Source organism: Streptomyces sp. NPDC048514, from assembly GCF_043199955.1.
Taxonomy (GTDB): domain Bacteria; phylum Actinomycetota; class Actinomycetes; order Streptomycetales; family Streptomycetaceae; genus Streptomyces.
Map to the genome: position 1 here is coordinate 370,698 of NZ_JBICWT010000003.1, position 14,387 is coordinate 385,084.

A 14,387-nucleotide genomic window follows, 5' to 3' on the forward strand; every position below is an offset into this window, starting at 1 on the left:
TTATGCGGACGGTGCCGGGGAGAGGGGGGTGGGCGCGGACGAGCGCGCGTCGGGGCGGTCGGGATGTGGCGGGGTGCGCTCGGCGGTGGCCGGGCCGTGGCCGCCGGACCGTGCCCGCTCGGCCTCGGTGAGCCGGGCGCGCAGAAACTCCATGGAGTGCCGGGCGAGTTCGGGGCCGGCGTGGGAGTGACGGGGCAGTTCGACCACGGTCAGCCCCTGGTAGCCGGTGGCGTCGAGCGCGGCGAGCACGGGCGGGAAGTCGATCTCACCGTCGCCGAAGGGCAGGTGTTCGTGCACACCGCGCCGCATGTCCTCGATCTGCACGTGCCGCAGCCAGGGCCCCGCGGCGCGCACGCAGTCGGCCGGGGACAGCGGCTCCAGGCACTGGCAGTGTCCGATGTCGAGGGTGAGGCCGAGCAGCGGGTGGTCGCCGAGCCGGGTGCGGAGCCGGTGGAAGTCGGCGAGCGACTCCAGCAGGTGTCCGGGCTCCGGCTCGACGGCGAGCGGGATCCGGGCCGCCGCCGCGGCGTCGAGGACCGGGTCCAGGGAGGCGCCCAGCAGTTCCCAGGCGGTGTCCTCGCCGACGCCGGCGGGCCGGATGCCGCTGAAGCAGTGGACCGCGTGGGCGCCCAGGTCGGCGGCCACCTTCACCGCGGTGACCAGCAGCTCGGTCCGGGCCGCCCGTGCCTCGGGGACCGGGTCGAGCAGGCTCGGACCGTGCTTGCGGCGGGGGTCGAGCACATAGCGGGCGCCGGTCTCGACCGTGACGCCGAGGCCCAGCGCGCCGAGCCGGTCGGCGACGTGCGCGACCCGGCCCGCGAGGCCGGGGCCCAGCGGGTCGAGGTGCATGTGGTCGAGAGTCAGGCCGACGCCGTCGTAGCCGAGGTCGGCCAGGACGCCGAGGGCGTCGTCCAGCCGCAGGTCGGTCAGGCCGTTGGTGCCGTAGCCGAGACGGATGCTCATGTGGGGCTCACCTTCCGGGCCAGCCGGCGGGCGACGGGCACGAGTCCGGTGAGCAGTGCGGCGCCGGTGAGTGCGCCGGAGCGTGCCGCGAGAGCCGCCTGGAGCGGGATCAGCGCGCGGATGCCGCCGCCGACGGCCCGCTGGGTCAGCGGCGGCGACGGGTTGAGCGCGGCGTGCAGGAACGGCTTGGCGGCGGTCGCCACATAGGCGCCGGCGAGAGCGGTCCGGGCGAACTCGGACGGGGACCGGGGCGGCGTGGTCCAGCGCTTCCCGTCCGGCTCACCGCCGCCCCGCCGGCCACCGGTGAGCGCACCGAGCGCGGCGGTCGCGCCGAGCGCGATGAGCGACCGCCCCGGCGAACCGCCCTGGGTCTCGGTGCGCGAGACGCTGGTGACCGCATAGGTGTGGGCGCCGATCGCGGCGGCGGAGACCAGCGCGCGCCGCACCGCCGAGCGGGAGCCGGCGGAGGCGCCGGGCGGCACCGCACCAGGCACTCGGGTGCCGGAGCCGGCCGAGGCTGCGGCAGCCCTCCCCGTCGTACGGGAGCCGGCGGAGGCGGCAGCCGGCAGGGCGCCGCGCACCGTCCCTCCCTTCCCGGCGGAGCGGGCCGGGTGTCGTGCGGTCGGAGAGGATCCCGCGGTGGCCACGGCGCCGAGCAGCACGTCGAGGGCCCGGGCCGCGGCCATCGTCGCCGGGCCCGCCGGGGTGTGCTTCAGCCGCAGGTCGTACGCCCAGACGGTGCCGGCGAGCGCGGTGGCGCACAGTGCTGCGGGGCGGCCCGCGGCGAGGGCGAGGCCGAGCCCGGCGGCGGTCAGGCCGGCCGCGGCCGTCAGCGCCTGTGCGGGGGCGATACGGCCCGAGGGAATGGGGCGGTGCGGCCGTTCGGCGGCGTCCTCCACCCGGTCCGCCCAGTCGTTCAGTGCCATGCCCGCCTCGTACAGGCACAGGGAGGCACCGGCCGCGAGGGCGGTGCGGGCGCCGGGGCGCACGCCGGTGGCCGCGGCCCCGGCGAGTGCGTCGCCGGGGACGGTGAACAGGGCCGAGACGCGCAGGAGTTCGGCCCAGTCGCGGGCAGGGCTCACCGGGACTCCCCCAGCCGTCCGGCGAGGCCGAGGAGGGCGTCGTACTGTTCGGCCAGCGCCGCGGACCCGCCGTCCGGATCCTTGAAGTAGAAGCCCAGCTCGGCAAGGCTCCCGGTGATCCCCGCTTCGTGGGCGCGGGCGGCCAGCCGGGCCAGGTCGAGCACGAGCGGTGCCGCCAGTGACGAGTCGCAGCCCTGCCAGGTGGTCTGCAGCACCATCCGCGTACCGAGGAAGCCCTCGAAGGCGACGTGGTCCCAGGCGGTCTTCCACTCGCCGAGCGCGGGCACGTCGTCGATGTGCACCTCGCCCTCGGGCAGCACCCCGAGGCTGTCCTCCAGAACCCGGTTCTTGCCCGCGTTCTTCGCCGCGGCGGCCGCCGAGTCGGCGAGCGCGGCCCCGTCACCGCCGCCGAGCAGGTTGGTGCCGGACCAGGCCCGTACCTCCAGGGCCCGCTGCCGGAACATCGGCGCCAGTACCGCCCGCAGCAGGGTCTGCCCGGTCTTCCCGTCCCGGCCCGCGTACGGCACCGCGGCCGACCGGGCCTGCTCCGCGAGGGCCGGGTGGCGTATCCCTGCCGACGGGGTGAAGTTCACGTACGAGCAGCCCGCGCGCAGGGCGGCCGCCGCGTACAGCGAGCTGGCGGGCAGCCGGGTGGCGCCGTCGGCCGGGACGGGCTCGGTGGAGGCGACGTTCACCACGACGGTGCGGGCCACCCCGGTGCGGCGCGTGAAGTCCTCGATGTCGGCGGCGAAGGCCGCGATCAGCTCCTCGTCGGTGCGCGTGTCGCCGGCCAGGGGCCCGCCGGTGCGGATCTCCCCGTCGGCGGCGCCGAGTTCACCGAGGACGGCCTGGGGGAGGCCGTGCGGCAGGACGCCCTGTTCGGCCAGCGCCTCGGCGCGTTTGGGCAGGGGCCAGTCGACGGTGTCGTGGCCGCCGAAGACGAGTGAGGACAGCGCGGGCAGTCCGGCGGCGGCGAAGGGCTCGGTCTCGGTGACCATTCCCGTCGGCGGGCGCAGCCCCGCCGCGACCGCGGCGCAGCCGGCGACCGCGGTCGTGGCGACGGAGCCGCGGGCCCCGATGAACCACACGCCCGTGCCGGGCCCGCCCGGGACTCTGTTGCGTGCGGCGGGTGTCTCGGCGAGCTCGGACACGGAAGTCCTCCTGGAGTGCGTCGGTTCTGACGGGCCGGGGTACCGAAGGCGGGGCCCTGGCCCAGGGGCGGACCGCTCGCCCTCGCCCCGGGTGGGCGGGCGGAGCCGGGAAAGGCGGTGGTGCGCGTTCCGGTGGTGGGCCGGAACGGTGGTGCGGGTGCCGGCCGTGACCGGAGCGGCTCCTGCCCTGAGCGTGCGGGGCCTCGTCCCCTGGGTGAGGCGGAAGCGGTGACGGTGTGTCCGGTGCGCCCGGCTGACGGTGGTGTCCGGCCCCCCGGGTGCCGGTGCGGGTGCGCTGTGCTCCCGGGCTGTACGTCCTGCGGCGGGTGCCCTATTCGGGGCTCTGCTGGAGCTGTTCGGCCAGCTCGCTCCAGGCGGCCGCGCAGCTGCGGGCCAGGTCGGCGACCTCGGGGGCCCAGTGGCCGGGCAGTCCGCGCTGGAGGGTCTCGAGGCCGTCGCCGTCGACGGAGTACTGGCGCAGCCAGCGCAGGGCCCGCCGGCCGGCTTCGTTGAGCCGCAGCGAGGGGTCCTCGCTGAGTTTGGCGAGCAGCTTGCGCCGGTCCACCGGGACGGCCTCGCGGTCGAGGCGGGCGACCGCCCCGTGCCGCCGGTCCGCGACGGATGTGCGTGCCACGCCCGGGGATTCGCGATAGCGGCCGGGAACCGGGTCCTCGCCGCGGTCGATGCGCAGGCGCACGTCCCGCACGGTGGCCGGGGAGAGACCGGTGGCACGGGCGACCTCGCGCAGGCCGGCGTCGGGCCGGTCGAGGAGGAGGGCCGCGGCGCGGCGACGGCGCCGGCCGATGTCCAGGGGGCGCGCCCGGCCGTCCCGGCCCAGGCGCGCGCCCAACTGTGCCAGGTCCGCGGTGGGCGACTGCGCCCGGATGCGGGAGACGGTCTTGTCGGAGATCCCGGTGGCCGCGGCGATGGCGCGGTTGGACCAGCGCGGGTGGGTCAGGATGATGCGTGCCGCCGCGGCCGCCCGGTCGGTACGGGAGAGCGGCAGACCGTGGGTGACGTTGGCTCTGACGGACAGGACGAAGGCGGCGGCGCTGTCGCAGTCCAGCAGCCGCGCGTCGATGTCGGTGCGGCCGTTGAGCAGGGCCGCGCGGATCCGGTGGGCGCCGTCGATGACCCGCAGGGTGGGGCGGTGCACGGTGATGGGAGGCAGCCTGTCCCCGGCCTCCGCCAGCACCCGGACGTGGGCCTGGTCCACCCCGTCCAGCCGGGGTGAGTCGTCGAAGACCAGCGAGTCCAGCGGTACCCGGACGACCGGATGCGACTCGACCCAGATGGACGACGACTCGATCTCGTCGAGATCGGCAGCCGGGTACGTCAACTGCTCGGCCAGAGACAACCCGTACCTCCTGACAGCGATCCGGAAGTGGAATCCGTTGCCGCACAGTCTGCGCTCCGGTGGTCGACGTCCACTCGGGTCTGGATGGAAGGCCAGTTCGGCCACGATGGCGCAGATGGCTCGATTCCTATAGCCGAATTCCGAGGTGCGGGAACAGGCTTCGACGATTCCGAACCACGCTTCTTTTTCGGGTAATTCGGCGCACGTTCCGGCGGCTGCGTGAAATCCGCATCCCGTTGCGCGGCCGGCCGGCGGATGAAATCGCGGAATTCCGCGGTCGCGCCTCGGCGTCCCCGGATGGTGCCACTCACGGACCATCCGGGTCCGGGTGGATCGCCGCCGACGGGGACGAGGACGGAACACCCGGCCTCTCACCCGTTCGAGGCACCCGTCGCTGCGCCTGCGTGTGTCCGCGCGAAGGACGCCGGAGTGTGCGCAGCGTGGAATGTTCGGCCTTGGGCGACGGTGAGGGAAGATGATCGTGTCGGTGGTGTCGATGCCCGCGGGGACCACCACTCGTACGGGCCTGTCGGAGGCGCGGGAGTACCTCGCCTCCTCCGATTTCCTGCTCGTCGACGTGCAGCTTCCCGAGGAGCCTGCGGGCGGCGAGGAGCGGGTCGTAGGCGGGCTCGGCCTGGAGTCCGAGACCCCGCCGTGGTTCGGCAGGGCGGGTGGACCGGCACGGGCCCAGTTCCTCGGCGACCGGGCCGGTTTCGTCGTACCCGTCGTCGAGGGCGGCCGCATCGCCCATGTGCACGTCCTGGCCACCGAGCGCCACCTGGTCACGCTCCACCGGGGGCCGCTGGAACCGCTGACGAGCCTCGTCGCGCGGCTGGCGCAGGAGAGTCCGCCCGACACCGCTGCCGTGCTGTTCCTGTTGCTGGAGGAGGCGCTGGACACGTTCCGCCGGGCCGCGGTCGCCGATCTGCTGGCGGTGGAGGAACTGGAGGACGAGATGTTCGACCGGCGACGTCCGGACCAGATCTACCGGCTGACCCGGCTGAGGCGGCGGGCCGCGCTGCTGCACCACTTCCTCCTCCCCTACCTCCAGGTGACGGACGAGGTCTTCACACGCAGGATGCTCAACAGCGCTTTCCCGGCGGAGCGTCAGCGGCTCGCCAGGGAGTTCCAGCACTCCAGCCGGCTGGTGCTCACCGACATCCAGACTCTGCAGGAGGCCGCCAGGCGGGCCTTCGCCGGCTACTCCTCCCTCGTGTCGGGCGAGCAGAACGGCGTGATCAACCGGCTGGCCATCGTGTCGACGATCTTCCTGCCGCTGACGTTCCTGACCGGCTACTTCGGTATGAACTTCAACTATCTCACCGACGAGATGGAGAGCAGGACCGTCTTCTGGCTGCTCGCCGTCGGCCTGCAGGGGGCCGTCCTGCTCCTCGCCCTGTACGTGCTGCACCGCACCCACATCTGGCGACGGCTCCGCAGCGACGACGATCCGGAGGACACCTGAGCCCGCGGTGCCGGCCGATACGGGGCCGGCCGGGTCACGGGGAGGCGAACGAGAAGCTGCGCCACAGGCCGTTGGCTCTGACGGCCTCGTCCGCGGACTGCATGTCCAGGTAGATGCTCTCCCCGCCGCGGGGCACGGTGCAGTCGGGTGTCGTGTACAGGAGCATGCTGCTCGGCGTGTAGTTGACGATCCGGGACACGTCCTGGCGGAAGCGGTGACAGCCCTCGATCGGTGGATTCGAGATGGTCTCCACGTGCCGGACACCGTTCCACGCCTCGATCTGACCGGATGCCCGGTCCTGGCAGGCGGTGAGCGCCAGGCCGAGCACGGCGATGCCGGTGAGAGCGGCCATGGACCGTGATGCGGGCATGGGGCCTCCTGTGCCGGGGACGGGAGCTGCCGGGGACATCGTCCCGCCACCACTATCCGACGAAGCGGACGGGCACGCCTGGTGGGTACGGCCGATGCGGGCACGGTCAGCCCGTCGCGGGCCACCGTGCCGAGCGGGTGCGAGGCCGGCACCGCCCGCACACGCGGCCGGACGCGGGGCCGGCGCCGCCGGGCGGCGGACACGGGTGGGGCGGGTCAGCCGCCGGTCGCGAAGCCGGGGAAGAGGGTCATGCCCCCGTCGACGTAGAGGGTGGTCCCCACGACGTAGTCCATGAGGTCGGAGGCGAGGCCGACCACGGCGTGGGCGACGTCCTCGGGGTCGCCGATCCGCTTGTACGGGATCAGCTGCAGGAGATCCTCCTGTGCCTGTGCCGTCTCCCAGGCACTGCGGTTGATGGGGGTCTTGATGGCGCCGGGGGCGACGGCGTTCACCCGGATCCGCTTCGGGGCGAGTTCCTGGGCCATCGTCGCCATCATCATCTGCACGCCGCCCTTGGAGGAGGCGTAGTTCACGTGGCCGGCCCACGGGATGATCTGGTGCACCGAACTCATGCAGATGATCTTTCCGGCGGCGCGCGAGACCTCCGGTACGACTCCGCGGCGCAGGAACTCCTTCGTCGCCTCGCGGGCGCAGAGGAACTGCCCGGTGAGGTTGACGTCCAGGACCTTCTGCCACTGGGCGAGGGTCATGTCGGTGAGGGCGGCGTCGCGTTGCAGTCCCGCGTTGGCGACCAGGATGTCGATGGTGCCGAACTCCTGGACCATCCGGTTCGTCATGGCGACGACCTGGTCCTCGACCGAGACGTCCGCCTCGTAGGCGGCGGCCCGGACCCCGAAGGCGGTGATCTCCTCGACCGCTTTCTCCGCCTCCTCCCGGCCCGCCACGTAGTTCACCACGACATCGGCGCCGGCCCGGCCCAGCGCGATGGCGGTCGCTCTGCCGATTCCGGAGTTCGCGCCGGTGACCAGCGCCTTCTGGCCCCGCAGCAGCTGCGCGGGAATCACGTTCCGCGATGTGCCCTCGGTTGAACTCACGGTGACCTGCTCCTCCACTACGTGCCCGGGCCGGCCGGGCGGCGGGCCCGGGGGTTCGGCCAGCCAAGCATCGCGACGCGGTGCCGGCCCCTCGTGGCGGTGCGCGTTGCGCTGCCCGGCCGACGATCTTCGCTCGGTCGGCCGCGGTGCCGGGTCAGCCGAGTCGTTCCAGCTGGTCGACCACGCGCAGGGCGTTCGCGATGGCGCGGCGGGGAGCGGCTTCATCCGGATCCTGCCGACTCGTGCCCTGTCCAGTGCCGCTGGCAGCGGCCGGACGCCCGGAGCCGACAGGCTTGCCCACCCGAGTTGCATCAGCCGTCACCGTCGAGGCCCCGGGGGATTTTGCTCAGCGTCACCGTGACGGCGCTCGTCTTCGGTGGCGCCGTCGGCCCGCCGGGTGATCAGCTCGGCCAGGCCGCCGGGCCCCCGCCCCGCCACTCGATCCACCCGGCGCTCGTCACGTCTTCCGGTTCGACGTCGTCCATACCGGCCGCCCGCAGGAACTCGACGATGTCGATCACCGTGTATGCCATTCCGGCGAAGGAGGCGCCGACACGGACGCGGCGGCCGCCGTCCTCCGCGGGTGGGTACACGATCACCTGGGGCACAGCGCCCACCCTCGCCCCGGCCGGCCCGCGGCGCACGGGGAGGGCGGCCGTACGAGTGGCCGTACGAGTGGCCGTACAAGTGGACGTACAAGTGGCCGTACGGGAGCGCCGGCCCTTCGCCCAGGTGCGGACGCGGCGGCACTCCCTCAGGGTGGGAGGGGTGCCCACCCCGGCAGGCGAGGAGAGTGAGGCAGTGGCCGACGCGACGAACCACGACGAGCAGCGCGAGAGCTGGGACACCTTCCGCGAACTGGTCAACATGACACCGTCCGCCCTGGAGAAATGGCTGGCGACCGGCGAATCGCGGGCGGCGGGACAGCACAAGGGCGGCGGGGAGTCCACCGGGCACGCCTCGGGCCGCACCATCGTGGAGATCCTGCGGAAGAAGAAGGGCGACCTCTCGGACTCGGACTACGCCCACATGCGCAAGGTCAACGGATACATCCGCCGCCACCTGGCACAGCGCCCCGCCGGCGACGTACGCGACACGACCTGGCGGCGCTCGCTGATGAACTGGGGTCACGACCCCCTGGCCGGCAGCTGAATTCCACGACCACCGCTCGGCCCCGCACGGGCGGCGGACGCGCGGGCGGCCGGTGGTGGCGGACACATCACGGGGGCGATCCGGGGTACTCCACTGGAGGAGGTCATGATGTTCGAGGCCGGCGACATCCGCGAATGGCGGGGCCACGACGTGGTGGACCGGGACGGCCACAAGATCGGCGCACTGGAGTCGGTCTATGTGGACACGGTCACCGACCAGGCTTTCTTCGCCACGGTGACCATGGGCCTGCCCACCCGTCGCCGCCTGGCGTTCGTCCCGCTCCTCGGTGCCACGGTCGGCCCGGGGTATGTGAAGGTCGCCCACACCAAGGACGTGGTCAAGAAGGCCCCGGCGATCGACACCGACGGTGAACTGCCCGCCGCCGAGGAGCCGGCCGTCTTCGCCCACTACGAACTGGACTACGCGCCGGGCGGCGGCGGCGAACGACGCCTCGCCCGCCGTTGACGCACCGCAGCCGCCGGGAGTTCCGATGAGCCTGTTCCTGTTCCTGATCCTCGTGGCCGTGGTCCTGGGCATCATCGGCTTCGCCGTCCACGGCCTGTTCTATCTGCTGGTCATCGGTGCCGTCGTCCTCCTCGCCGATCTCGTGTACATCGCGGTGCGCTTCCGGCGAGGGGGCAAGGGACGCCGCATCGCCCGATGACGGCGCGACGGGCCGGCCGGGACGGGGCCGGCCGGCCGGGGAAGTCGCGGTGCCGCAGGTACTCGCCCCGTGCCCCTACGGGCGCGCGCCATGGTGGCGGCGGCCGCGGTGCGCGTCGGGTCCACGGGCCAGGGCGATGACGGCCGCGTCGTCGTCGAGGCGGCCCCCCACATGTGCGAGAAGGTCGTGCCGGATCAGGTGCAGAAGCCGGTCCGGGCCGTTGCCGGCCCACTGCGCGACCCGTTCGGCGAACGGATAGAAGGCGCCGGTGCCGTCCCGGGCCTCGATGACGCCGTCGGTGTAGAGCAGCAGGGTGTCCCCGGGCTGGAAGGAGAACACGTCGACCGCGTGGTCCGCCGGTGCCGGTCCGCTGATCCCCAGCGGGAGCGCCGGGTGCACGGGAACGCTGACGGCACTGCCGGGGCTCAGCAGCAGCGGCGGCGGGTGTCCGCAACTGATCACCCGCGTGACGTGGTCCGATTCCGGCACCTCCACCAGTAGCGCGGTGGCGAACCGCTCCCCCGACTCCTCCTCGGGCTCGAGGTCGGAGAGGTTGCGGGAGACGCTCTGTTCCAGCGCGGTGGCCAGAGCCGGCAGGTCGGCGTGCTGATGGGCGGCCTCGCGGAACGCTCCGATCAGCAGGGCGGCCTCGCCGATGGCCGCCAGCCCCTTGCCCCGCACATCGCCGATCATGACGCGTACGCCGTGGTCGGTGGACGTGGCGGCGTAGAGGTCACCGCCGACCTGGGCCTCGTCCTCGGCCGCCAGATACAGACAGGCGATCCGCAGGGGGCCGATCTCCTCCGGCAGCGGCCACAGCAGGACGTGCTGCGTGGCCTCGGCGACCGAGCGCACCTGGGCGAGCTGGCGGCGGTGGCGCTCACGCACCACGCAGAAGAACACGATGAGGGCCGACAGCACCGCCAGCGCGAGGATCTGGACGAGCACGTTGCGCGAGAACAGCACGCCGAAGTGCCAGCCGATGTACGTCTGTGCCCCCATGGCCAGCAGCCCGATCAGGCCGGTCCCCCAGGGGCCCGCGAAGGAGGCGGTGATCGCGGGGGCGATGACCAGCAACGGACCGAGGTGGACGTCGGCCGGGAGCAGCTGGTCCACGACGGTGATCACCACGATGAGGACGACCGGGATCACCAGCAGCGCGTGGCTGCGCTGCCACTGCGCCCCCATGCCGGCCCGTCGTTCCTGGGAGCCCACATCTTCCACCCTGCACGTGTTCGGCGGCCTCGGCGAGCGCGGCCGGACACCTTTTCCTCGGTCAGGGGGCGGGCAGGGGCAGCAGCATGCAGGTGCTCGTGGCGTGCGCCAGCAGGCGGTCCGCCTCGTCGTACAGGTGGGCCTCGGCGAGTGCGGTACGGCGGCCGCTGGTCAGGACGCTGCCGACGGCACGTACCGTCCCCGTGTCGAGGGTGACCGGGCGCAGGAACTTCACGGCGAGGTCGAGCGAGGTGTAGCCCATTCCGGCCGGCAGTGTGGACTGCACCGCGCAGCCGGCCGCCGAATCGAGCAGGGTCGCGTAGACGCCGCCGTGCACGCTGCCGATGGGGTTGTAGTGCTCCTCGCCCGGCACCAGGCTGAAGACCGCGCGTCCGTGCGCCACCTCTTCGAGACCGAAGCCCAGGGTGGCGCAGACGGGTGGTGCGGGAATGCGGCCGGCGGCGATCTCCCGGAGGAACTCCAGCCCCGAGGCGACGCCGACCGCGGATGCCGAGATCGTGGGGTCCTCCCACTCGTACGTACGCGACCGTCCCATGCGGCTGTGCCTCCTCAGCTGGCTTCAGTCAGCGAAGCTAGCCGTGCCCGACGCTGACTGTCAATGACAAAGCCAGCGTGCTTCTCTACCCTGGCGGCATGAAGTGGCTGGAGATGAGCACCCAGAACTGCACGGTCCAGCGCACCCTCGACCTGGTCGGCGAGAAGTGGACGCTGCTGATCGTGCGTGACGCCTTCAACGGAGTGCGGCGCTTCGACGATTTCCGCCGCCATGTGGGGCTGTCGGAGGCCGTGCTCGCCGACCGGCTCCGCAAGCTGCTGGGCGCCGGCATCCTGCGGACCGTGCCGTACCGGGAGGAGGGCAGCAGGACCCGTCAGGAGTACCGCCTCACCCGCAAGGGCCGGGACCTGTGGCCCGTTCTCGTGGCGCTGCGGCAGTGGGGCGAGTCGTACGTCGCCGACCCCGAGGGGCCGGTCCTGGACATCCGGCACAGCGACTGCGGGGCGCCCGTCCGGGTCGTGGTCGAGTGCTCGGGCGACCACCGCGAGGCGCTCGCCCCGGCCGACGTCACGGTGCTGCCGGGACCCGGGGCCCGCCCGCTGGCCTGAGTCCACGGCGCACAACGCCCCGCCGGGGCCCGGGGGTCGGCGACCGTGACGCCGCCGGGGGCCGCGGGCACACCGAGCGGACGAGACGCCGCCGTACCACCGTCACCGGCCGGCCGCCGCCGTACCGGCTCCCGGGTCAGGCAGCGTGCGCGGTGCGGGCCGTGCAGCGCCCGCGGCGCTCTTCCCCCCCGGCCCGTGCCGGTGTCCGGGCCAGCTATCCTTGCCGCCGTACCTGGACACGGGGTGCCCCACGAGGGGCTGAGATCACACCCGTCGAACCTGAACCAGTTAGGACTGGCGGAGGGATGTCACATGTCATTGCCGCATGCCCATGACGCGGCGGCGGTCGCCGAGCCGGAGCACGTCTTCGACGGGCGGATGCCGGCGGCTTCCGGTGATCTGCGGATGGAGGCGCGAGGCATAACGCCGGTGCCGGAGGACGCCCGCTACGGCAGCCCCGGGCGGTTGTTCACCGTCTGGTTCGCCCCCAACCTGACCATGACCGGCGTGTTCACCGGCACCGTCGGCGCGGCCCTCGGGCTGGACTTCGCCACCGCGCTCCTCGCCGTGGTGCTCGGCACCGTGCTGGGCGCGATACCCACCGCCTACCTCGGCACCTGGGGCAGTCAGACCGGTGCGGGGCAGCTGCCCCTGGCCCAACTGGCCTTCGGCCGGGGCGTCACCCTGCCGGGCACGCTGCAGTGGCTGTCGTCCATCGCCTGGGACGCGCTGATCGGCCTGTTCGGCGGGGACGCGCTGGCCCAACTGTGCGGCCTGCCCTTCTGGGTGGGCGTCCTGCTGATGATGGCGGCACAAGGGGTGCTCGGGGTGCTCGGGTACGAGGCGATCCACCGGCTGCAGACGGTGATGACCTTCGCGCTCGCCGCGTCGTTCGCGGCCTTGGCGGTGAAGCTCCTGAAGGGCGCCCAGCCCGCGACGGCGGCGACGGTGCACGGCGCCGACCGGGCCGGTGCGTTCGTGCTGACCTGCACCGTCGCGCTGAGCCTCGCCCTGTCCTGGGCCCCGTACGCCAGCGACTTCAGCCGTTATCTGCCCCGGTCCGCGTCCCGTCCGCGCATGTTCTGGTACACCCTGCTCGGCGTCGCCGTGTCCTTCGTCGCGGTGCAGGCGCTGGGCCTGTGGGGTGCCGCGCGGTTCACCGACCAGACCGCCCGTGGCGTCGACGACCTGCTCGGCGGCGGCGCACTCGGCGCGTTCGGGCTGCTCGCCGTCGCTCTCGCGGCCCTGTGCAGCAACGCCATGAACGACTACAGCGGCTCGCTGGCGCTCCAGACCATGGGGGTGCGGCTGCCGCGGCCGGTGGCCGCCGCCCTCGCCGCGGTCCTCGGGTTCCCGCTGGTGCTGTGGATGCACGCGGCCGACACGACGGCCCGCTTCCAGAACGTGCTGCTGTTCGTCGGCTACTGGATCCCCGCGTTCGTCGCGATCGTGATCGTCGACTGGGTGGTGCGCGCCCGGGCCCGTGGTGGCCGCCCGGTCGACCTGACGGCGGAGACCTCCCGGCCGCAGCCGTGGTGGCCGGCTCTCACCGCGTTCGTCGTCGCCTTCGCCGTGGCGGTGCCGTTCATGAGCACCAGCCTGTACGTGGGCCCGGTCGCCAAGGCCCTGCACGGCGCCGACCTCGCCTACCCGGTGGCGTTCGCCGCGGCACTGGCCGTGTACGCGCCGCTGCGCGCCCGGCGCCGCCCCTGACCCCGCCCCTGACCCCGTCGGAGACGGTGAGGTGAGCCGGCGGGTCGGCGCCGGCGTCCGCCCGGTTACCGGCCTCGGCGGACTGCCGTATCGTGAGAAGAGCCTGCGAAAGGATCAGCGCGATCCGGCCGCGGCGACGAGGGCCGGAGTCGCGGCCCGCAGCCGTCACCCGTTCCCGGGACCTGGGCGGCCGGTGATGATGATCAGTGAGAAACCCGCGAACAGCGCGGAGACCGGCGCGGCTCACCGGTCCCCCTTCCCGACGCACCCCGCCGGCCGGCCGGAGTCTCCGCCGCCGCCGGTCGGCCGGGACCGTACGGCCGATCGGCGGAAACACCCCGGGCATGTTCGCGGAGGGCTCCCCGGGTGGTACGCATCGAACCGCGGACGTGCGAGGAGCGGAGCGCAGGTGATCCGGGTACTGGTGGTCGACGACGAGGCCCTGATCCGGGGCGGCTTCACCCACATCCTCAGCTCGGCGGACGACATCGAGGTGGTTGCGGCGGTTCCCGGCGGTCAGGCCCTCCCGGCGGTGCACGAAGCGCACCCGGACGTCGTCCTGCTGGACATCCGGATGCCGGACGTGGACGGGCTCACCGTCCTGGGCGAGATCCGGCGTATGACCGACCCCCCGGTGGTGGCCATGCTCACGACGTTCGACGCCGACGAGTACGTGGCTGCCGCACTGCGCTCGGGTGCCGCCGGGTTCCTGCTGAAGGACACCGACCCGGAGCAACTCCCGCACCTGGTCCGGGCCCTCGCCGAGGGCGGGACGGTGCTGTCGTCGAAGGTCACCCGCACGGTGGTGGACGGCTATCTCGACCAGGGTGCGCGGGAACCCGCCACCCGCCTCACCGCCCGGCTGACCGATCGCGAGCGGGCGGTCCTCGTGCTGATGGCCACGGGGCTCGGCAACACGGACATCGGCCGGCGGATGCACCTGAGCACCGGCACGGTCAAGGGTCACGTCAGCGCCGTGCTCAACAAGCTGGAGGTCGGCAGCCGCGTGCAGGCCGCCCTGATCGCAGAGCGCGCGGGCCTGCTGGGGCCGGCGCGCGACGAGGACGCCCCATGA

16 protein-coding genes and 1 riboswitch are annotated in these 14,387 nt (G+C 73.3%); of the genes, 7 read left to right on the top strand and 9 right to left on the bottom strand.

The window, feature by feature from the left end:
- From ACGFT2_RS07625 to ACGFT2_RS07640, 4 genes are all read right to left on the bottom strand, one after another.
- Window positions 1-963 carry a sugar phosphate isomerase/epimerase family protein gene (locus ACGFT2_RS07625; RefSeq protein WP_393274522.1) on the bottom strand — a complete coding sequence of 321 codons (963 nt, stop codon included), beginning with the start codon at window positions 961-963 and terminating at the stop codon, window positions 1-3.
- On the bottom strand, window positions 960-2,045 hold the full coding sequence (locus ACGFT2_RS07630) for an SCO3242 family prenyltransferase (RefSeq protein WP_393274524.1): 1,086 nt from the start codon (window positions 2,043-2,045) through the stop codon (window positions 960-962). The genes ACGFT2_RS07625 and ACGFT2_RS07630 overlap by 4 nt, the downstream gene beginning before the upstream one ends.
- Window positions 2,042-3,196, bottom strand: a complete 1,155-nt coding sequence (locus tag ACGFT2_RS07635) for an inositol-3-phosphate synthase (RefSeq protein WP_393274526.1) — start codon at window positions 3,194-3,196, stop codon at window positions 2,042-2,044. The genes ACGFT2_RS07630 and ACGFT2_RS07635 overlap by 4 nt, the downstream gene beginning before the upstream one ends.
- A gap of 331 nt (window positions 3,197-3,527) precedes the next feature.
- On the bottom strand, window positions 3,528-4,553 hold the full coding sequence (locus ACGFT2_RS07640; RefSeq protein WP_393274528.1) for a ParB N-terminal domain-containing protein: 1,026 nt from the start codon (window positions 4,551-4,553) through the stop codon (window positions 3,528-3,530).
- A 475-nt stretch (window positions 4,554-5,028) separates the two neighbouring features.
- Here ACGFT2_RS07640 and ACGFT2_RS07645 point away from each other — a divergent pair, with 475 nt between their 5' ends.
- Window positions 5,029-6,018: a CorA family divalent cation transporter gene (locus ACGFT2_RS07645; RefSeq protein WP_393274530.1), complete on the top strand. Its 990-nt coding sequence runs from the start codon at window positions 5,029-5,031 to the stop codon at window positions 6,016-6,018.
- 34 nt (window positions 6,019-6,052) lie between these two features.
- Here the strand turns inward: ACGFT2_RS07645 and ACGFT2_RS07650 are convergent, their stop codons facing one another.
- The 3 genes from ACGFT2_RS07650 to ACGFT2_RS07660 all read right to left on the bottom strand — a co-directional run bounded on the left by ACGFT2_RS07650 (window position 6,053) and on the right by ACGFT2_RS07660 (window position 8,051).
- The gene (locus ACGFT2_RS07650) at window positions 6,053-6,388 is read right to left on the bottom strand and encodes a hypothetical protein (protein WP_393274532.1); all 336 of its coding nucleotides are present in this window, start codon (window positions 6,386-6,388) and stop codon (window positions 6,053-6,055) included.
- A gap of 215 nt (window positions 6,389-6,603) precedes the next feature.
- Window positions 6,604-7,443 carry an SDR family oxidoreductase gene (locus ACGFT2_RS07655; RefSeq protein ID WP_393274534.1) on the bottom strand — a complete coding sequence of 280 codons (840 nt, stop codon included), beginning with the start codon at window positions 7,441-7,443 and terminating at the stop codon, window positions 6,604-6,606.
- A 401-nt stretch (window positions 7,444-7,844) separates the two neighbouring features.
- A complete protein-coding gene (locus tag ACGFT2_RS07660; RefSeq protein WP_393274536.1) occupies window positions 7,845-8,051 on the bottom strand; it encodes a hypothetical protein in 207 nt (68 codons plus the stop codon).
- Window positions 8,052-8,244: 193 nt separating this feature from the next.
- Here ACGFT2_RS07660 and ACGFT2_RS07665 point away from each other — a divergent pair, with 193 nt between their 5' ends.
- The 3 genes from ACGFT2_RS07665 (at window position 8,245) to ACGFT2_RS07675 (ending at window position 9,259) form a co-directional block, all read left to right on the top strand.
- A complete protein-coding gene (locus ACGFT2_RS07665) occupies window positions 8,245-8,595 on the top strand; it encodes a DUF3140 domain-containing protein (RefSeq protein ID WP_393274538.1) in 351 nt (116 codons plus the stop codon).
- Window positions 8,596-8,703: 108 nt separating this feature from the next.
- On the top strand, window positions 8,704-9,060 hold the full coding sequence (locus ACGFT2_RS07670) for a PRC-barrel domain-containing protein (RefSeq protein WP_393274939.1): 357 nt from the start codon (window positions 8,704-8,706) through the stop codon (window positions 9,058-9,060).
- A gap of 25 nt (window positions 9,061-9,085) precedes the next feature.
- Entirely contained in the window at window positions 9,086-9,259 is a 174-nt protein-coding gene (locus ACGFT2_RS07675) for a hypothetical protein (protein WP_393274540.1), read from the top strand.
- Between the two features lie 75 nt (window positions 9,260-9,334).
- Here the strand turns inward: ACGFT2_RS07675 and ACGFT2_RS07680 are convergent, their stop codons facing one another.
- Window positions 9,335-10,447 (bottom strand): PP2C family protein-serine/threonine phosphatase, encoded by a 1,113-nt coding sequence (locus tag ACGFT2_RS07680; protein ID WP_393274542.1) that lies wholly within the window; start codon window positions 10,445-10,447, stop codon window positions 9,335-9,337.
- Window positions 10,448-10,535: 88 nt separating this feature from the next.
- Window positions 10,536-11,030 (bottom strand): PaaI family thioesterase, encoded by a 495-nt coding sequence (locus tag ACGFT2_RS07685; RefSeq protein ID WP_393274544.1) that lies wholly within the window; start codon window positions 11,028-11,030, stop codon window positions 10,536-10,538.
- 98 nt (window positions 11,031-11,128) lie between these two features.
- On the opposite strand from ACGFT2_RS07685, the gene ACGFT2_RS07690 reads away from it, so the two are divergent.
- The 3 genes from ACGFT2_RS07690 to ACGFT2_RS07700 all read left to right on the top strand — a co-directional run bounded on the left by ACGFT2_RS07690 (window position 11,129) and on the right by ACGFT2_RS07700 (window position 14,387).
- Window positions 11,129-11,599, top strand: a complete 471-nt coding sequence (locus ACGFT2_RS07690; RefSeq protein ID WP_393274546.1) for a winged helix-turn-helix transcriptional regulator — start codon at window positions 11,129-11,131, stop codon at window positions 11,597-11,599.
- Window positions 11,600-11,828: 229 nt separating this feature from the next.
- Window positions 11,829-11,922: riboswitch (TPP riboswitch) on the top strand.
- Window positions 11,912-13,312, top strand: a complete 1,401-nt coding sequence (locus tag ACGFT2_RS07695; protein ID WP_393274548.1) for a purine-cytosine permease family protein — start codon at window positions 11,912-11,914, stop codon at window positions 13,310-13,312. It overlaps the preceding riboswitch by 11 nt.
- Before the next feature lie 409 nt (window positions 13,313-13,721).
- Window positions 13,722-14,387 carry a response regulator gene (locus ACGFT2_RS07700; RefSeq protein WP_393274550.1) on the top strand — a complete coding sequence of 222 codons (666 nt, stop codon included), beginning with the start codon at window positions 13,722-13,724 and terminating at the stop codon, window positions 14,385-14,387.